The following is an 18,437-nucleotide window of genomic DNA, read 5'->3' as shown; positions in this document are numbered from 1 at the left end:
CCAGGTCCAGGTAAGGGGCAAGGCCGGGGTACGGGCTCGGTCGCTCAGGCCTCGTCGTCGCCCGGCTTGTCGTCGCCGTCGGACTCGATGTCGGCCTCCAGACCGAGCTGTTCGACCAGCCAGCGGTCGAACTCGATCGAAGCCCGCACCCAGCTGACCGTGCTGGACACGAAGTGCTCCAGGCTGACGCCGGTGCCGATCAGCATCTGCGCCTCACCGATCAAGCGGACCGTGCCGTCGTCATTGGTGTGGCTGTAGACCTTCGGCCACAGGGTGCGGCGGTTCCAGTCGTCGATCGCCTCGAGCAGCCGCGGCTTCTCATCGATGCCATGCGGCCGGTCGTAGAACGTGCGGACGGAGAAGACCTGCTGCTCCTCCTCACCGCGGAACATGAAGTAGGTGCGGAACTGCTCCCACGGCGCGGCGAGGTCCCCCTCCTCGTCGACGACGTACTTCAGCTCCATCTGCTCCAGCAGCTGCTTGACCAGGTCCTGGTCGGGCAGCACGGGGCCGCTCGGACCCGTCGGTTCGGGCTCGGGCTGACCCCCGAAATTCGGAATCGAGGACGGGTCGATGCTCACCGTGGATTTCCCTTCGTATGGAATACCGCCATCCTCCCTCACACCCGCCCCCGCCGTGCAACCCCGGCCGTACATTGCCCGATCCGGCCCAAACGGCGGCCGGGAGCCCTATTGCGCGGGGCCCACCAGCAGGCCGTCGCCGACCCGGTCCACCCGGACCTTGTCGCCGTCCCGGACCTCCCCGGCGAGGATCTCCTTGGCCAGCCGGTCGCCGATCGCGGTCTGGATCAGCCGGCGCAGCGGGCGCGCCCCGTACGCCGGGTCGTTGCCCTCCTCGGCGAGCCACTCCAGCGCGGCCGGGGTGACGTCGAGGGTGAGCCTGCGGTCGGCGAGGCGGCGGGCCAGCCGGGCGATCTGGAGCTCGGCGATCCGGGCCAGCTCCGGACCGGTGAGCGCGGAGAAGACCACGAGGTCGTCCAGGCGGTTGAGGAACTCCGGCTTGAAGGAGGTCCGCACGGTCTCCAGCACGCTCTGCTTCTTCTCCTCCTCGCCGAGCAGCGGATCCATCAGGTACTGGCTGCCCAGGTTGGAGGTGAGCACCAGGATGGTGTTGCGGAAGTCCACCGTCCGGCCCTGGCCGTCGGTGAGCCGCCCGTCGTCCAGGACCTGGAGCAGGATGTCGAAGACCTCGGGGTGGGCCTTCTCCACCTCGTCCAGCAGCACCACGCTGTACGGGCGGCGGCGCACCGCCTCGGTGAGCTGGCCGCCCTCCTCATAGCCGACATAGCCGGGCGGGGCGCCGACCAGCCGGGCCACGCTGTGCTTCTCGCCGTACTCGCTCATGTCGATGCGGACCATGGCCCGCTCGTCGTCGAAGAGGAAGTCGGCGAGCGCCTTGGCCAGCTCGGTCTTGCCGACGCCGGTGGGCCCGAGGAAGAGGAACGAGCCGGTGGGCCGGTCCGGGTCGGCGATGCCCGCCCGGGTCCTGCGCACGGCGTCCGAGACGGCCCGTACGGCCTCGGTCTGGCCGATCAGCCGCTTGCCCAGCTCGTCCTCCATGCGCAGCAGCTTCTGGGTCTCGCCCTCCAGCAGCCGGCCCGCGGGGATGCCGGTCCAGGAGGCGACCACATCGGCCACGTCGTCCGGGCCGACCTCCTCCTTGACCATCGTGGGGCGGTCCCCCTGGACCTCGGCCTCGGCCTCCGACGCCTCGGCGAGCTCCCGCTCGACGGCCGGGATCTCCCCGTACAGCAGCTTGGATGCGGTGTCGAAGTCGCCGTCGCGCTGGGCGCGCTCGGCCTGGCCGCGCAGCTCGTCCAGCTTCTCCTTCAGCTCACCGACGCGGTTGAGGCCCTGCTTCTCCTTCTCCCAGCGGGCGGTGAGGCCGCGCAGCTCCTCCTCCTTGTCGGCGAGGTCGCGGCGCAGCTTCTCCAGCCGCTGCTTGCTGGCCTCGTCGGTCTCCCGGGCGAGGGCCATCTCCTCCATCCGCATCCGGTCCACCGACCGCTGGAGCTCGTCGATCTCCACGGGCGAGGAGTCGATCTCCATCCGGAGCCGGGAGGCCGCCTCGTCCACCAGGTCGATGGCCTTGTCGGGCAGGAAGCGCGAGGTGATGTACCGGTCGGAAAGGGCGGCGGCGGCCACCAGCGCGCCATCGGCGATCTGCACCTTGTGGTGGGCCTCGTAGCGGCCCTTGAGCCCGCGCAGGATGGCGACGGTGTCCTCGACGGTCGGCTCGGCCACCAGCACCTGCTGGAAGCGGCGCTCGAGCGCGGCGTCCTTCTCGATCCGCTCGCGGTACTCGTCGAGCGTGGTGGCGCCGACCATGCGCAGCTCACCGCGGGCCAGCATCGGCTTGAGCATGTTGCCCGCGTCCATCGCGGAGTCGCCGCCGGCGCCCGCGCCGACCACGGTGTGCAGCTCGTCGATGAAGGTGATGATCTGGCCGTCGCTGGACTTGATCTCGGCCAGGACGGTCTTCAGCCGCTCCTCGAACTCACCGCGGTACTTCGCGCCCGCGACCATCGCGCCGAGGTCGAGGGCGACCAGGCGCTTGTCGCGCAGACTCTCGGGCACATCGCCCTTGACGATCCGCTGGGCGAGCCCCTCGACGACGGCCGTCTTGCCGACGCCCGGGTCGCCGATCAGCACCGGGTTGTTCTTGGTGCGCCGGGAGAGCACCTGCACCACCCGGCGGATCTCCTGGTCCCGGCCGATGACCGGGTCCAGCTTGCCCTCGCGCGCGGCGGCGGTGAAGTCCGTGCCGAACTTCTCCAGGGCCTTGTACGTGCCCTCCGGATCGGGCGTCGTCACCCGCTGTCCACCCCTGACCTTCTCGAACGCGGCGAGCAGCTTCTTGGCGCCCGCCCCCTGCTGGTCGAGCAGCTCCCCGGCCTGGCCGCCCTTGGCGGCGATGCCGATGAGGAGGTGCTCGGTGGAGACGTAGTCGTCCCCGAGTTCCCTGGCCCGCTGGGTGGCGTCCGCGATGACGGCCAGCAGGTCGCGGCTGGCCTGCGGCGGGGCCACGGTGGAGCCCTGGACGCTGGGCAGGGCGGCGAGCAGCCGCTCGGCGCCGTCGCGCACCAGGGCCGCGTCGGCCTCGACGGCGGCCAGCAGATCCATCACGTTCTCGTTGTCCTGGCCCTGCAACAGGGCGAGCAGAAGATGCGCGGGCGTCATGTCCGCATGCCCGGAGGACACCGCCCGGTCATTGGCGGCGCTCAGCGCCGCCCGGCTCTTGTTGGTCAGCTCGGCATCCACGTCCCTGTGCTCCTCCTCGCTCCGATCTTCCCATCCCTGCCCTACCCAACCTCCGTAAAGTTGAGTCTATTCCACTCAACCTCGCGAACGCCACTCCTCTGGCCTTAGGTTCTGGACCATGTCCGTCGATCCCCGCAACCCCGACCCCGAGTACCTCGCTTTCTGGCGCGAACGCCATGTGTGCACCCTGACCACCCCACGCCCGGACGGCAGCCCGCATGTGGTCCCGGTCGGCGTCACCTACGACCCCGAGGCCGGGCTCGCCCGCGTCATCGCGAACCGTCACAGCCGTAAGGTCGCCCATGTCCGGGCGGCGGGCGAGGGCGGTGCGCGGGTCGCGGTCTGCCAGATGGCGGGCAGGCGGTGGGCCACGCTGGAGGGGCTCGCGGTGATACGGGAGGACCCCGAGCTGATCGCGGACGCCGAACGCCGCTACGCCGAGCGCTACCAGCGCACCCCCCGCCCCAACCCGGACCGCGTCGTCATCGAGATCGCCCTCACCCGGGCCATGGGCCGAGGCTGAGGCCCGCCACCCCTCTCGGCCCGAGGCCCGTCACTGCCCATGGCCCGGGGTCACTCCTCTTCCTCCTCCTCGTGACCCCGATGCCCCGCCCCCGCCCACGGGTGGCGCAGCCGGATCCAGACGTCGCGGGCGCGCCGCCCGGCCTCCGTACGGCTCTCGGCCACCGCCGTACGCGCCTCCTCCTCGGTCTCCACCATGGGCCCCGATCCGCGCAGCGGCTTCCCCGCCGTCTCGTGCAGGAACACCGTGGAGATCAGCCCGATCACGCCCGCCACCATCAGATAGAAGGCGGGCACCAGCGTGTTGTGCGTGGTGGCCACCAGCCACGAGGCCAGCAGCGGCGTCGTCCCGCCGAACAGCGACACGGAGAGGTTGTACGAGATCGACAGCGCGCCGTAGCGCAGCCGGGTCGGGAACAGCGCCGGGAGCGTCGCGGCGCTCGTCCCCGCGAAGGTGACCAGCATCGCGCCCAGGATCAGACAGCCGATCGCGGGCAGCAGCACGCCGCCCTCCCGGATCAGCACCACCGCCGGAATGGCCAGCACGATCATGCCCACGCTGCCGAACAGGAACAGCGGCCGCCGCCCCCAGCGGTCGGAGGTGCGCCCGACCACCGTGATCGCCAGCACCACGAACAGCATGGTGCCCAGCACCAGCACCTGGGCCGTGGTGGCGTCGTCGCCGAGCGTGGAGGTCATGAACGTCGGCAGGTAGGACGTCACCATGTAGTTGGTGACGTTGTACATCAGCACCAGCCCCATGCAGATCAGCACCGCCTGCCAGTGCCTGGTGAAGATCTCCTTCAGCCGCCCACGCCCGGACTGGCGCGCCTCCTCGATCGGCGGGGTGTCGCCGTGTGCCCTGGCCGCCTCCGCCGCCTCGGCCGCCCGCTCCGCCTCCTGCTGGAACGCCGGGGTCTCCTCCAGCCGCAGCCGCATGTAGAGACCGATCAGCCCCAGCGGCCCCGCCACCAGGAACGGCACCCGCCAGCCCCAGTCCACCATCCCGGTCTCGCCGATGGCGGCGGTGAGCACGGTGACCAGGCCGGAGCCCAGCGAATAGCCGATGAAGGTGCCGAAGTCGAGCCAGCTGCCGAGGAAGCCACGGCGCTGATCGGGCGCGAACTCGGCGATGTACGTGGTCGCCCCCGCGTACTCCCCGCCGGTCGAGAAGCCCTGCACCACCCGGCAGGCCAGGAGCAGCAGCGGGGCGGCGAAGCCGATCGCGTCGTAGCCGGGCAGCAGGCCCACCGCGAAGGTGCCCGCCGCCATCATGATCATGGTGGTGGACAGCACCCGGCGCCGCCCGATCCGGTCGCCCAGCGGCCCGAACACCAGCCCGCCCAGCGGCCGCACCAGGAACGCCACGGCGAAGGTGGCGAACGTGGAGACCACCTGGGTGGCGGGGTCGTCGGCGGGGAAGAAGACATGGCCGAGGGTGACGGCGACATACGCGTAGACACCGAAGTCGAACCACTCCATGGTGTTGCCGATGGCCGTCGCCGCGACGGCGCGGCGCATCCCCGGCTTGTCGACGACGGTGACGTCCTCGATCGCCAGCGACTCCTTGCGGCGGCGCAGCAGCGTGCGGATCAGCTGGTCGGTACGGGCGCTGCCGTGCGGCCATCCTCCGCGGCGGGGTCCCCGCGGTGGTCTCGGACCGGTAGTCATCTCGTCCCCTGCCGCCGGCTGAACCGCTGCCCGACGCCGCTCCCGCCCCCGGGCTCAGGCCCCGGCGTCGCTGGACTTCGCGTAGGTCACCGCCATCTGCCCGCCGACGTCGTAGACCACGACCTGCTCATCACCGATCACCCAGGCGTCATGGCCGGGCGGCACCACATACACGTCCCCGGGCCCCACCTCGGCCTCCGCGCCATCGGCCGTACGCAGCCGCATCCGGCCCCGGACCACGACCCCGCTGTGGTGCACCTCGCACAGATCGGTCCCCACGATCGGCCGCACCGACTCCCGCCAGCGCCATCCGGGCTCGAAGGTGCCCACGGCGAAATCCAGCCCGGTCAGATGGAGGGCCTCGATATGGCCTCCGGGAAAGTCACGCCGTTCGTCCGGCTTCTCGATCGTCTTGACTTCCACCATTGGGATACCTCCTCCCATACCTCCATGGTGCGCCCGGCGGCCCCCTTCGGCGCGCCCGGCCATGGGGTCCCGGGCGGTCACCGTGCCGGTCCCGGGCAGGCGAAAGGCCCGGTGGCCGTGAGACGGTCACCGGGCCCGCGCTCACGTCGCGATCAAGCCGCGCGCCGGGCGCTGTTCCGGGCGCTGTTCCCGGCGCTACTCCGGGCGCTTGGGGCGCCAGACCACCAGGGCGCTGCTCTGCTGGACGTCCTGGTAGCGGACCAGGTCGCGGCGGTAGGAGGCGTGGACCTGGGCCTCGCGCTGCTGCATGGCCGTCGCGGCGCCCTCGACCGCGGCCTGGAGCTCGGCGACCCGGGACTGGAGGGCCGCGACCTGGTTCTCCAGTTCGATGATGCGCTTGATCCCGGCGAGGTTGATGCCCTCGTCCTGGGACAGCTGCTGGACCTGGCGGAGCAGTTGGATATCGCGCGCGGAGTACCGTCGGCCGCGGCCGGCGGTACGGTCGGGGGAGACCAGGCCGAGGCGGTCGTACTGACGCAGGGTCTGCGGGTGCAGCCCCGAGAGCTGGGCGGCCACCGAGATGACGTAGACCGGCGAATCCTCGGTCAGCTCATAGGGGTTGCGGGGTCGGCCGGCGCCCCTGCCTCCGATTCCTCCTCGGCCGTCCATCTCATGCTCCCTTCGCGGCCTTGAACAGCTCCGCCCGTGGGTCCTCTCCCACGGTCGCCTCGCGATACGACTCCAGCGCGTCACGCGCCGGGTCGCTCAGGTCCTTCGGCACCGTGACCTCGACGGTGACCAGCAGGTCCCCGCGGGTGCCGTCCTTGCGCACCGCGCCCTTGCCCCGGGCGCGCATGGTCCGCCCGTTGGGCGTGCCGGGCGGCAGCTTCAGGGTGACCGGCGGGCCGCCCAGGGTCGGAACCTTGATCTCGCCGCCGAGCGCCGCCTCGGGAAGGGTGACGGGCACGGTGACGGTCAGGTTGTCGTCCTTGCGGCCGAAGACCGGATGCGGGTCCACATGCACGACCACGTACAGATCGCCGGCCGGGCCGCCGGTCTCGCCCGGGGCGCCCTTGCCGCGCAGCCGGATCCGCTGGCCGTCGCTGACCCCCGCGGGGATCCTGACCTGCATGGTGCGGGCGGAACGGGCCCGTCCGCTGCCCTTGCAGGTCTCGCACGGGTTCTGCGCGATCAGCCCGCGGCCGCGGCACTCCACGCACGGGTCGGTGAGCGAGAAGCCGCCCCCGCCGCCCCGGCTGACCTGGCCGGTGCCGACGCAGGTCGGGCAGACCCGCGGGGTGCCGTCCCGGTCGCCGGTGCCCGAGCACGCCTTGCACGGGGCCTGGCTGGACATCCGCAGCGGGACCGTGGCCCCCTCGACGGCCTCGGTGAAGCTGAGCGTCACCTCGGACTCGATGTCCTGGCCCCGGCGCGGCTGGGCGCGGGTGGTGCCGCCGCGGCCGAACAGCCCGCCGAAGACATCCCCGAGCCCGCCGCCGAAGCCGCCCGCGCCGCCACCGCCGCCGCCCTGCGCGCCGCCGCCGAAGAGGTCGCCCAGGTCGAAGTTGAAGCTGCCGGTGCCGCCCGGTCCGCCCGGCCCGGGGCGGAAGCCCCCGTTGCCGAACAGCGCGCGGGCCTCGTCGTACTCCTTGCGCCGCTTGGGGTCCCCGAGGATGTCATTGGCCTCGGAGATCTCCTTGAACCGGTCCTCCGCCTTGGCGTCGCCCTTGTTGGCGTCCGGGTGGTACTCGCGGGCGAGCTTCCGGTACGCCTTCTTGATCTCCGCCTCGGTGGCGTCCTTGGGGACGCCGAGAACCTTGTAGTAGTCCTTCTCCACGAAGTCCTTGGTGCTCATCCCCGACGTCCCTCCTCTCCTGCTGCTCTCGCGGTCACCGTCACGTCAGCCCTCTTCCGGGCCACCGCTCTCCTCGTCCGGCGCCGCGGTCTCGCCTTCGCCCTTGCCGGCGGCGGCGCCCGGCTGGGGCTCGGCGACGGCGACCCGCGCCGGGCGGATCGTGCGCTCGCCGATTCGATACCCCGGCTGGAGAATCTGCACGCACGTGGTCTCGGTGACATCCGGCGCGTACGAGTGCATCAGGGCCTCGTGGATCAGCGGGTCGAAGGGCTCGCCCTCCTTGCCGAACTGCTGGAGGCCCAGCTTGGCCACCACCGCTTCCACGGAGTCGCCCACCGACTTGAAGCCGCCGACGAGCTCGCCGTGGTCACGGGCGCGGCCGATGTCGTCGAGCACGGGCAGCAGCTCGGACAGGAGGCTCGCGACCGCGATCTCCTTGACCGTCACCCGGTCCCGCTCGACCCGGCGCCGATAGTTCTGGTACTCGGCCTGGAGCCGCTGGAGGTCGGCCGTCCGCTCATTGAGCGCGGTACGGACCTGGTCCAGCTGTGCCTGAAGGGCTACCTGCTCGAGGTCCCCGGCCGGGGCCTCCGGGCCCGCCTTGTCGGCGGACCCGGCGCCCTTCGCCGCGTCATCAGGGGTCTTCGCGGCTTCGGAGGGGACATCGGGCTGCTCCTCGAAGCCCGGGGTCTCCTCCGTCACGCGGCACCACCCTGACCCTTGTCGGCCTTGTCGTCGTCGACGATCTCGGCGTCCACCACATCGTCATCGGGCTTGGCCTGGCCGCCCGCGTCACCCGCCGCACCGGCGGCACCGGCGTCGGCCGCGCCCGCCTCGGTGTTGGCGTACATGGCCTGGCCCAGCTTCTGGCTGACCGCGGCGACCTTCTCGGTCGCGGTGCGGATCTCGGCGGTGTCCTCGCCCTTGAGCTTCTCCTTCAGCTCGGTGAGGGCCTCCTCGACCTCGGTCTTGACCTCGCCCGGGACCTTGTCCTCGTTGTCCTTGAGGAACTTGTCCGTCTGGTAGACCAGCTGCTCGGCCTGGTTGCGGGTCTCGGCGGCCTCGCGGCGCTTGTGGTCCTCCTCCGCGTACTGCTCGGCCTCGCGCATCATGCGGTCGATGTCGTCCTTCGGCAGCGCGGAGCCGCCGGTGACGGTCATCTTCTGCTCCTTGCCGGTGCCGAGGTCCTTCGCGCCGACGTGCATGATGCCGTTGGCGTCGATGTCGAAGGTGACCTCGATCTGCGGCACGCCGCGCGGGGCCGGGGGCAGACCGGTCAGCTCGAACATCCCGAGCTTCTTGTTGTACGCCGCGATCTCGCGCTCGCCCTGGTAGACCTGGATCTGCACGGACGGCTGGTTGTCCTCGGCCGTGGTGAAGATCTCCGAGCGCTTGGTCGGAATGGTCGTGTTGCGCTCGATCAGCTTGGTCATGATGCCGCCCTTGGTCTCGATACCGAGGGACAGCGGGGTGACGTCCAGCAGCAGGACGTCCTTTACCTCGCCCTTGAGGACACCGGCCTGGAGGGAGGCGCCGATGGCGACGACCTCGTCCGGGTTGACGCCCTTGTTGGCCTCCTTGCCGCCGGTCAGCTCCTTGACGAGCTCGGCGACGGCGGGCATACGGGTCGAGCCACCGACCAGGACCACGTGGTCGATCTCGGACAGCGAGATGCCCGCGTCCTTGATGACGTTGTGGAACGGGGTCTTGCAGCGCTCCAGCAGGTCGGAGGTGAGCTGCTGGAACTGGGCGCGGGTGAGCTTCTCGTCCAGGTGCAGCGGGCCCTCGGCGGACGCCGTGATGTAGGGCAGGTTGATGGTGGTCTCGGACGAGCTGGAGAGCTCGATCTTCGCCTTCTCAGCGGCCTCGCGGAGGCGCTGGAGGGCCATCTTGTCCTTGGACAGGTCGACGCCGTGGCCGTTGTTGAACTGCTTCACCAGGTAGTCGACGACGCGCTGGTCCCAGTCGTCACCACCGAGGTGGTTGTCACCGTTGGTGGCCTTGACCTCCACCACGCCGTCGCCGATCTCCAGCAGCGAGACGTCGAAGGTGCCGCCACCGAGGTCGAAGACCAGAATGGTCTGGTCGTCCTTCTCCAGCCCGTAGGCGAGCGCGGCGGCAGTAGGCTCGTTGACGATACGCAGGACGTTGAGGCCCGCGATCTCACCGGCTTCCTTGGTCGCCTGGCGCTCGGCGTCGTTGAAGTACGCCGGGACGGTGATGACCGCGTCCGTGACCTTCTCGCCGAGGTACGACTCCGCATCCCGCTTGAGCTTTTGCAGGATGAAGGCGCTCATCTGCTGCGGGTTGAAGTCCTTGCCGTCGAGGTTGATCTTCCAGTCGGTGCCCATGTGGCGCTTGACCGAGCGGACGGTGCGGTCCACGTTGGTCACCGCCTGGCGCTTGGCGACCTCGCCGACCAGCACCTCGCCGTTCTTCGCGAACGCCACAACGGACGGCGTGGTCCTGGCGCCCTCGGCGTTGGTGATGACGGTGGGCTCACCGCCTTCGAGAACACTGACGACGGAGTTCGTCGTACCCAGGTCGATGCCGACCGCACGTGCCATTTCGGGATCCTCCAGCTACAGCATTGAGTGGAACAGGCTCAAGCGTGCATCAGCCGCTCGGCCGCTGTCAACAGACCTGAGTCGACAGGGCTCAAGTTTTATATGAGGCTTATGCCCAAGCGGGAGCGGAAGAGAAAGAGGAGGGGCCAAGTGAGGGAGGGTAGGGGCCAAATGAGCGACACAGATCACCGGCTCGTCGACTACATGGGTGCCCGTCCGGGCGGGTAATCTCGGTCAAGCCACATTAAGTTACTGCTTAGTAATCAAGTACTGCTGAGTAATCCAGCTCTCGCAGGTTCGAGGAGCCCCTTATGCAACTCGCCGCGATCATCGTGTCGCTGGTCCTCACCGCGGTCGGCGTTGCCCTGCTCGGCCGGGCCGTCGCACAGTTCGTGCGCTTCTTCAAGCTCGGCGCGCCGGTTCCGGAGGGGGTCAGGACCGACAATCCCTGGCAGCGCAGCGTGACCCTGGTCCGCGAGTTCCTCGCGCACACGCGCATGAACAAGTGGGGCGTCATCGGCGTCGCCCACTGGTTCGTGGCGATCGGCTTCCTGACCCTGCCACCGACCATCATCAACGCCTACGGCCAGCTCTTCCAGGCGGACTGGACGCTGCCGGTCCTCGGCGGCTTCCTCCCCTACGAGCTGTACATCGAGTTCATCGGCACGATGACCACCCTGGGCATCCTGACGCTGATGGTGATCCGGCTGCTGAACCTGCCCAGCCGGGCCGGGCGCAAGTCCCGGTTCACGGGCTCCACCGCCTGGCAGGCGTACTTCGTCGAGTACGTCATCCTCATCATCGGCCTCGCGATCATGGCGCTGCGCGGCACCGAGGGCGCGCTGCACCACGTCGAGCACTACGAGCCCGCGTACTTCGCCTCGTATCCGCTGGTCCAGCTCTTCGACGGGCTCAGCGTGGACACGGTGCAGAACCTGACCTACTTCTTCGCGATGATCAAGCTGGGCACGACCATGATCTGGATGATCACGGTCAGCACCAACCTCGACATGAGCATCGCCTGGCACCGCTTCCTCGCCTTCCCCAACATCTGGTTCAAGCGGGAGTCCAGCGGCGAGGTGGCGCTGGGCGCGCTCCAGCCGATGGTGAGCGAGGGCAAGCCGATCGACTTCGAGGACCCGGACGAGGACGCCCAGTTCGGCGTCTCGCAGATCGAGCACTTCTCCTGGAAGGGCATCCTCGACTTCTCCACCTGCACCGAATGCGGCCGCTGCCAGTCGCAGTGCCCCGCCTGGAACACCGGCAAGCCGCTCTCGCCCAAGCTGCTGATCATGTCGCTGCGCGACCACAGCCACGCCAAGGCCCCGTATCTGCTCGCCGGGGGCGGCAAGACGGCCGAGGGCGAGGAGAAGGCGAGCGAGGAGCAGCTCGCCGAGGTGCCCGCCGCCGCGCTCGCGGAGGCCGAGCGGCCGCTGATCGGCACGCTGGAGGAGAACGGCGTCATCGACCCGGACGTGCTGTGGTCCTGCACCACCTGCGGCGCGTGCGTCGAGCAGTGCCCGGTGGACATCGAGCACGTCGACCACATCGTGGACATGCGCCGCTACCAGGTGATGATCGAGTCCTCGTTCCCGTCCGAGGCGGGCACGATGCTCAAGAACCTGGAGAAGAAGGGCAACCCCTGGGGGCTGGCCAAGAAGCAGCGGCTGGCGTGGACCAAGGAAGTCGACTTCGAGGTGCCGGTCGTCGGCAAGGACATCGAGGACCTCACCGAGGTCGACTACCTGTACTGGGTCGGCTGCGCGGGCGCCCTGGAGGACCGGGCCAAGAAGACCACCAAGGCCTTCGCGGAGCTGCTGCACATCGCGGGCGTCAAGTTCGCGATCATGGGCGGCGACGAGGCGTGCACCGGTGACTCCGCCCGCCGGCTGGGCAATGAGTTCCTCTTCCAGCAGCTCGGCCAGCAGAACGTCGAGATGCTGAACATGGCCTTCGGCGAGGACGACGAAGACGAGTCGTCCAAGAAGCCCAAGTCGGCGAAGAAGATCGTCGCCACCTGCCCGCACTGCTTCAACACGATCGCCAACGAATACCCGCAGCTGGGCGGCGAGTTCGAGGTCATCCACCACACCCAGCTGCTCCAGCACCTCATCGACGAGGGCAAGCTGATCCCGGTCACCCCGGTCGAGGGTCTGATCACCTACCACGACCCCTGCTACCTGGGCCGCCACAACAAGGTCTACACCCCGCCGCGCGAGATCATCGCCAAGGTGCCGGGGCTGCGGAACGAGGAGATGCACCGCCACAAGGAGCGCGGCTTCTGCTGTGGCGCGGGCGGCGCCCGGATGTGGATGGAGGAGCGGATCGGCAAGCGCATCAACAACGAGCGCGTGGACGAGGCGCTGTCCCTCAACCCGGACATCGTCTCCACCGCCTGCCCGTTCTGCCTGGTGATGCTGACCGACTCCGTCAACGGCAAGAAGAATGACGGCGTGGTGAAGGAGGAGCTCCAGGTCGTGGATGTGGCGCAGTTGCTCCTCGACTCGGTGAAGACCCCGGCCGAGCCGGAGGGCGACGGAGAGTCGGCCGAGGCCCCGGAGCCCACGCCGGTGAAGTGACGCCCCCGGCCCCCGCGTCGACCATGACGACCATGACGAGGCCCGCCCGCGCAGTGCGCGGGCGGGCCTCGCTTCGTACGTCTACGACCCCACGTCTACGGCCTCGGCTTGCCGTGTTTCGACAGCGGCAGCGCCTGCTCGGTCCAGATGACCTTGCCGTCCGCGGTGTAGCGGGTGCCCCAGCGGTCGGCGAACTGGGAGACCAGGAAGAGCCCCCGGCCGCCCTCGTCCGTCGTCCCCGCGTACCGCAGATGCGGGGAGGTGCTGCTGGTGTCGAAGACCTCGCAGATCAGGCTGCGGTCGCAGAGCAGCCGCACCCGGATCGGGCCGGTCGCGTAGCGGATCGCGTTGGTGATCAGCTCGCTGAGGATGAGCTCGGTCGTGAACGCGACATCGCCCAGATCCCACTCCGCGAGCTTCCGGGCCACCGCGGCACGCACCTCGGCCACCTGCGCCGGATCGGACGGCACCTCCCAGTCGGCGGTCAGACCGGGCTCCAGCACCCTCGTACGGGCCACGATGAGCGCGATGTCATCGCTCGGGCGATCGGGCAGCAGCGCGTCCAGCACCGCCGTACAGGCGTCCTCAGGCGTCCGGCCGGGGTGGGCCAGGGCGCCGCGCAGCATCTCCAGACCCGTTTCGATGTCCCGGTCGCGCTTCTCGATCAGCCCGTCCGTGTAGAGCACCAGATGGCTGCCCTCGGGCAGCTCCAGCTCCGCCGTCTCGAACGGCAGCCCGCCCAGGCCCAGCGGCGGCCCGGCGGGCAGATCGAGGAACTCCACCGAGCCGTCCGGACGCACCAGCGCGGGCGGCGGATGGCCGGCCCGCGCCATCGTGCAGCGCCGCGTCACCGGATCGTAGATCGCGTACAGACACGTGGCTCCCGTGATGCCCTCACTGCCGCCCCCACCACCGCTGCCGTCGCCGTTCGGCCCGCCAGGGCCCTCGTCCTGGTCGATCCGGGCGATCAGGTCATCGAGGTGGGAGAGGATCTCATCGGGCGGCAGGTCGAGCGTGGAGAAGTTGTGCACCGCCGTCCGCAACCGCCCCATCGTCGCCGCCGCGTGCAGACCGTGCCCCACCACATCCCCCACCACCAGCGCCACCCGGGCTCCGGGCAACGGGATGACGTCGAACCAGTCGCCACCGACCCCCGACTCCGCCGGCAGATAGCGGTACGCCACATCCAGCGCGTTCTGCTCCGGCAGCATCCGGGGCAGCAGACTGCGCTGGAGGGTCACCGCCATGGTGTGCTCGCGGGTGTAGCGGCGCGCGTTGTCGATGCTCACGGCGGCCCGGGTGACCAGCTCCTCCGCGAGGGAGACATCGTCCTCCTCGAAGGGCTCCGGCTTCTCCGCGCGCATGAAGCTGGCCACGCCCAGGACGACGCCCCGGGCCCGCAGCGGGACCGTGATCATCGAGTGGATGCCGTAGTCCACGATCCGGCGGGCGTGCTCGGGGTCCTGCTCCTGCCAGCCGCCGAAGTCGCCCAGGACCGGCTCGACCGTGACCGCTCCGCTGCGGAAGCCCCGGGCCTGGGGCGCGCTCGGGCCGAACTCGATCAGCATGCCGAGCGGGTAGAGCGGGCCGTCGTCGCGGATGCCGCTGAGGGCCGTACGGCGCAGCACCGTACGGCCGCCGTCCGCGGCCGCCACGGTGGCCCACGAGCCCGCGTCCGGGGCGCTGCCCGCGTCCGGGGCGCTGAGGACGGACACGCCGTCCGGGGGATCGCTGAGACCCGAGACCCCGTCCGGGGGGTCGCTGAGGCCCGAGGCCCCGTTCGGAGGCTCCTCGCCGCGCAGCACCGAGTCCACGAGGTCCACCGAGACGTAGTCGGCGAACCGGGCCACCGCGTACTCCGCCAGCTCCTGGGCGGTGCGCACCACGTCCAGCGTGGTGCCGATGGAGACGCCCGCGTCGTACAGCAGCTTGAGCCGGTTGCGCGCGAGGTCGACCTTGCCGGACAGCGCGCGCAGCTCCGTGGTGTCGCGCAGGGTGGCGACGCTGCCGGGCGGGCCGCCGTCGCGGTCGGTGGGGCGGTGGCTGACGGACAGCAGCCGCTCACCGGCCGTATGGACCTCGTCGGTGGCGGGGCGCCCGGACGCCAGCAGCGCGGCGGTGTGCGGATCGAAGCCGAGCTCGGACACCAGACGGCCCTCGGCGTCCGGCGGGAGGTCGAAGAGCCGGCGCGCCTCGTCGTTGGCCAGCACCAGCCGCCCGTCGCCGCCGACGATCAGCACGCCCTCGCGCACCGAGTGCAGCACCGCGTCATGGTGCTCGTACATCCGCGTCATCTCGGACGGGTCCAGCCCGTGGGTCTGACGCCGCAGCCGCCTGCTGACCAGGGCCGTGCCCGCCGTGGCGAACGCCATGGCGGCCGCCGCCGCGCCGAACAGCAGCGGCAGCTGGTGGTCGGCCGCGCCGCTCACCTTCTTGATCGTGATACCGGCCGCGACCAGGCCGACGACCTTCCCCTGGGCGTCCTTGACGGGCACCACGGACCGTACGGACAGGCCGAGGGTGCCGGTGAAGGTCTCCTGGACCGTCCGGCCCTCGGCCGCCGGGCGGATGCTGCCCATGAAGTGCTTGCCGATCCGGGCGGGGTTGGGGTGGGTGTAGCGGATCCCCTGCGGCGTCATGGCCACGACGAAGTCGACGCCGGAGCCCTTACGGGCCCGCTCGGCGAGCGGCTGGAGCACGGCGCTGGGATCGCGGCCGCGCAGCGCGCTCGCCATGCCCGGCGCGTTCGCGAAGCTCTCGGCGACCGCCATGGAGCGGTTACGGGCCTCCCGCTCGCTGTCGTAGCGGGACTGGAGGACGAGCGCCACCACGGCGGCCACGACCAGCAGCAGCACGACGCCGACCTGGAGGACGAAGACCTGGCCGGCCACGGTGCGCACCCCGCGCCCCGGGTGCCAGCGGGGCCGCCGCCCATAGCCGCGGCCGTTGGGCGCGCCGGGACCGCCACCGGGACCGCCGCCGGAGCCGGGGCCGGATCCGGGGCCCGGTCCGCGGCCGCTCCAGCCCGTACGCACCGGCGGCCGTGCGTGCGGGCTCAGCTGGGCGTACGTGCTCGTGCTCTGCCGACCCTGCGGACCCCAGCGGGCACGGGGGGCCGGCGAGCCGTGCGGATCGGCTTGATCGCGCTGATCCCACTGATCGCGCTGACCTTGCTGATCACTCGGGTCCTGTCGGTCCTGCTGTTCCTGCTGTTCCTGCTGGTCGTGCGTGTCCTGCTGAACGCGCCGCCCACGTCGCTCCCATGTCGAATGGGGCCCCTCACGCCGACCGCGTGGGCGCCAGTCGGTCATCGTGCGGGCCAGCGGAACCCGTGGTCGACCGAAAAGTCCGGCCATGTCGCTATTTCTAGCACCCTCGCTCAGCGGTGGGCGAGCGGCATCCTCCGCCGCCGGCCGCGCACTCCCGTCCGACATCGCGACTACACCCCGCCCGCGCCTTCTTTCACCGGTCTCGTCGCCTCACCCGTCATCCGCCCACCGTGCGTTAAGCACATGGTTGCCCCCGCTTTTCCGCATCGAAGTTCCCGCGCCGGACGTACCGATACTGGCCGTGAAGTATCCCTTCTCACAACGACGTTGCGAATTCCCTACAGGATCATGCCCAACACGGCATCCGTAAATGTCCTGGACGGCCCTTGTGCTCCAAAGGTCATCTTTACAGTCAAGCAGACTGATCGGTCCCACATCATCCGGAAGATCACCGAACGGCGGCTGGCGGGAGCGCCAGGCATCACCCTCGTAACGAAGTGCCGTGCCCCTTGGTCTCAGCCGCCCGGATGGGTTGCCTCAGCCGCCGTGATGGGTTGAGGTGGGCCGATGACGCCAGCACCTCCCCCCACAGCACCACCCGGCCGCGTCCCGGGCCCCCGACGCCGCTCCCTCCCCCGCGTCCCCCGCGTCCGCCGCGCCTCCGCCGCCTCAGCCTCCGCCTCTGCCGTCACTTCCGTCACCGCCTCCGTGGCCGCCTCCGTCGCCGCCGGTACGGCCTGTCTGGCGCTGCTGCTCACCGCCTGCGGCCCCGAGGACGGCGCCGGGGGCCGGCGCGACGACTCCGCCGCCGGGTCCGTCATCACCCCCACCGCGACCGCGCCCGTCCCCCACGGCAAGGGCAGCCGGCTGCCGGATGACGTCAACGGCGACGGCTACCCCGATCTGCGCGTCCCCGTCCCGTCCGGCAAAGGGGGGCTGCCCAGCCGGATCGCCTTCGTCCACGGCTCGTCCCACGGCCTGAATCCCGCCACCCGGACCGTGCTCCGCCACCGCGACCTCGGGCTGCCCTCCAAGGACGTCACCGTCGCGGGCGCGACCGAGGTGGCCACGGCCGACCTCGACGGCGACGGCTACGCCGACGTCACCACGACGGCGGGCGAGGCGCTCGGCAAGCAGGAGACCGAGCGCACCCAGGCCACCGTCCGGACCGTCCCCTACATCTCCTGGGGCGGCCCCGGCGGCCCCCGCAGCACCCGCTCCGCCGCCCGCGTCCAGCTGACCGGCCCGGACGACGGCGTGGACGCCCAGCGGCCCACCGTCGGCGACTTCAACGGCGACGGCCACCACGACCTGGCCCTGGTCCGCGCGGACCGGCACTCGTTGCTGGTGCTGTACGGGCCGTTCAACCGGGCGGGCAAGGCCGCCCGGACCGTGCCGTACGCGAGCCCGCTGAAGGGCCACGGCGAGATCGGCGATCTCATCGCCGACACCATCGCGGACACCGCCGACGGCCACCGCGCCACCGATCTGGTGGTGCACGCGGTCAACGACAACGACCAGTCCGGCTCCGCCCTCCTCACCGCCGGGTCCCACGGCCTCAGCCACACGAGCCGCGGGCTGCGCGAGGGCAACTCGATCGCCTTCGGCGACTTCGACGGCGACGGCCGCCGCGATGTCGCGGTCGGCGACAGCGGCACCCGTGACGACGAGCCGGGTGTGGAGACGGAACGGCCGGACATCGGCAAGACGGTGAGCATCTACCACAAGGGGGCGGCGCAGACGTCCGGTTCGGTTCCGCGCCCCCTCAAGGTGCCCGGGATGTCGGGCACCCTGGCCGCCGCCGACACGGACGGGGACGGCACCGATGAGCTGGCCGTCTCGCTCGGGCGGGGCGGCGTCGAGCTGCTCACCCTGCGGGGCTCCCACCCCGCGACGACCCGCGTCACCCGGCGTCATCTGCTGACCCGCGCGGCACCCGCCGCCGTGGACGGCAGGACCATCCGTAAGGACGAGCGCGCGGCCCGGCTCTACGGCGTCGCGGACTTCGATCACGACGGTAAGGACGAGGTCGTCCTGGCGTGGGGCCCCGGTCTGGCCTTCTCGCGGTACGGCGAACGTCCCGAGTGGTGGTGGATCACGGACGGCACGGCGGACAAGACGGCCTTCAGCAGCAAGCCGTTCGCGGCGGACTAGGGCGCGGACCAGTCCGCGGGCGCGGACCAAGGCGCGCATGGGCCGGTCGGACACACCGGCGCTCCCCACCCCCCACCGGGGGAAAACCCATAAGGGACCCCCTAAGGGATGTC

12 protein-coding genes are annotated in these 18,437 nt (G+C 70.7%); 3 read left to right on the top strand and 9 right to left on the bottom strand.

Annotated features, from left to right (window positions below):
• Positions 1–44: 44 nt before the first annotated feature.
• The gene (locus tag ACT2CW_RS04595; protein WP_020869726.1) at positions 45–581 is read right to left on the bottom strand and encodes a YbjN domain-containing protein; all 537 of its coding nucleotides are present in this window, start codon (positions 579–581) and stop codon (positions 45–47) included.
• A gap of 108 nt (positions 582–689) precedes the next feature.
• Complete coding sequence (clpB, locus tag ACT2CW_RS04590) at positions 690–3,281, bottom strand: ATP-dependent chaperone ClpB (RefSeq protein WP_164433188.1); 2,592 nt, start codon at positions 3,279–3,281, stop codon at positions 690–692.
• A 118-nt stretch (positions 3,282–3,399) separates the two neighbouring features.
• On the opposite strand from clpB, the gene ACT2CW_RS04585 reads away from it, so the two are divergent.
• Entirely contained in the window at positions 3,400–3,804 is a 405-nt protein-coding gene (locus tag ACT2CW_RS04585; protein ID WP_445515569.1) for a pyridoxamine 5'-phosphate oxidase family protein, read from the top strand.
• Between the two features lie 50 nt (positions 3,805–3,854).
• On the opposite strand, the gene proP is transcribed toward ACT2CW_RS04585, so the two are convergent.
• From proP to dnaK, 6 genes are all read right to left on the bottom strand, one after another.
• Positions 3,855–5,399 carry a glycine betaine/L-proline transporter ProP gene (gene proP, locus ACT2CW_RS04580; RefSeq protein WP_206282407.1) on the bottom strand — a complete coding sequence of 515 codons (1,545 nt, stop codon included), beginning with the start codon at positions 5,397–5,399 and terminating at the stop codon, positions 3,855–3,857.
• Positions 5,400–5,528: 129 nt separating this feature from the next.
• Positions 5,529–5,900: a cupin domain-containing protein gene (locus tag ACT2CW_RS04575; protein ID WP_164433182.1), complete on the bottom strand. Its 372-nt coding sequence runs from the start codon at positions 5,898–5,900 to the stop codon at positions 5,529–5,531.
• A gap of 195 nt (positions 5,901–6,095) precedes the next feature.
• Complete coding sequence (locus ACT2CW_RS04570) at positions 6,096–6,569, bottom strand: heat shock protein transcriptional repressor HspR (RefSeq protein ID WP_138914662.1); 474 nt, start codon at positions 6,567–6,569, stop codon at positions 6,096–6,098.
• 1 nt (position 6,570) lies between these two features.
• Positions 6,571–7,755 carry a molecular chaperone DnaJ gene (dnaJ, locus tag ACT2CW_RS04565; RefSeq protein ID WP_086883960.1) on the bottom strand — a complete coding sequence of 395 codons (1,185 nt, stop codon included), beginning with the start codon at positions 7,753–7,755 and terminating at the stop codon, positions 6,571–6,573.
• A gap of 45 nt (positions 7,756–7,800) precedes the next feature.
• On the bottom strand, positions 7,801–8,457 hold the full coding sequence (grpE, locus tag ACT2CW_RS04560; protein ID WP_164433167.1) for a nucleotide exchange factor GrpE: 657 nt from the start codon (positions 8,455–8,457) through the stop codon (positions 7,801–7,803).
• The gene (dnaK, locus tag ACT2CW_RS04555; protein ID WP_445515568.1) at positions 8,454–10,322 is read right to left on the bottom strand and encodes a molecular chaperone DnaK; all 1,869 of its coding nucleotides are present in this window, start codon (positions 10,320–10,322) and stop codon (positions 8,454–8,456) included. The genes grpE and dnaK overlap by 4 nt, the downstream gene beginning before the upstream one ends.
• 311 nt (positions 10,323–10,633) lie before the next feature.
• Between dnaK and ACT2CW_RS04550 the strand changes: the two genes are divergently transcribed.
• The gene (locus tag ACT2CW_RS04550; RefSeq protein ID WP_445515567.1) at positions 10,634–12,901 is read left to right on the top strand and encodes a (Fe-S)-binding protein; all 2,268 of its coding nucleotides are present in this window, start codon (positions 10,634–10,636) and stop codon (positions 12,899–12,901) included.
• 95 nt (positions 12,902–12,996) lie between these two features.
• On the opposite strand, the gene ACT2CW_RS04545 is transcribed toward ACT2CW_RS04550, so the two are convergent.
• Positions 12,997–15,792, bottom strand: a complete 2,796-nt coding sequence (locus ACT2CW_RS04545) for a SpoIIE family protein phosphatase (protein WP_445515566.1) — start codon at positions 15,790–15,792, stop codon at positions 12,997–12,999.
• 1,086 nt (positions 15,793–16,878) lie between these two features.
• On the opposite strand from ACT2CW_RS04545, the gene ACT2CW_RS04540 reads away from it, so the two are divergent.
• Entirely contained in the window at positions 16,879–18,324 is a 1,446-nt protein-coding gene (locus tag ACT2CW_RS04540) for an FG-GAP repeat domain-containing protein (RefSeq protein ID WP_445515565.1), read from the top strand.
• Positions 18,325–18,437: the final 113 nt, after the last annotated feature.

Source organism: Streptomyces sp. NEAU-174, assembly GCF_052665095.1.
This window is presented reverse-complemented; position numbering and strand designations above follow the sequence as displayed.

What these genes read in the sequence shown, in the direction of transcription:
- ACT2CW_RS04585 (WP_445515569.1), top strand. Translation starts at nt 3,400, where the DNA reads ATGTCCGTCGATCCCCGCAACCCCGACCCCGAGTACCTCGCTTTCTGG.
- ACT2CW_RS04575 (WP_164433182.1), bottom strand. Translation starts at nt 5,900, where the DNA reads ATGGTGGAAGTCAAGACGATCGAGAAGCCGGACGAACGGCGTGACTTT.
- ACT2CW_RS04570 (WP_138914662.1), bottom strand. Translation starts at nt 6,569, where the DNA reads ATGGACGGCCGAGGAGGAATCGGAGGCAGGGGCGCCGGCCGACCCCGC.
- dnaJ (WP_086883960.1), bottom strand. Translation starts at nt 7,755, where the DNA reads ATGAGCACCAAGGACTTCGTGGAGAAGGACTACTACAAGGTTCTCGGC.
- dnaK (WP_445515568.1), bottom strand. Translation starts at nt 10,322, where the DNA reads ATGGCACGTGCGGTCGGCATCGACCTGGGTACGACGAACTCCGTCGTC.
- ACT2CW_RS04550 (WP_445515567.1), top strand. Translation starts at nt 10,634, where the DNA reads ATGCAACTCGCCGCGATCATCGTGTCGCTGGTCCTCACCGCGGTCGGC.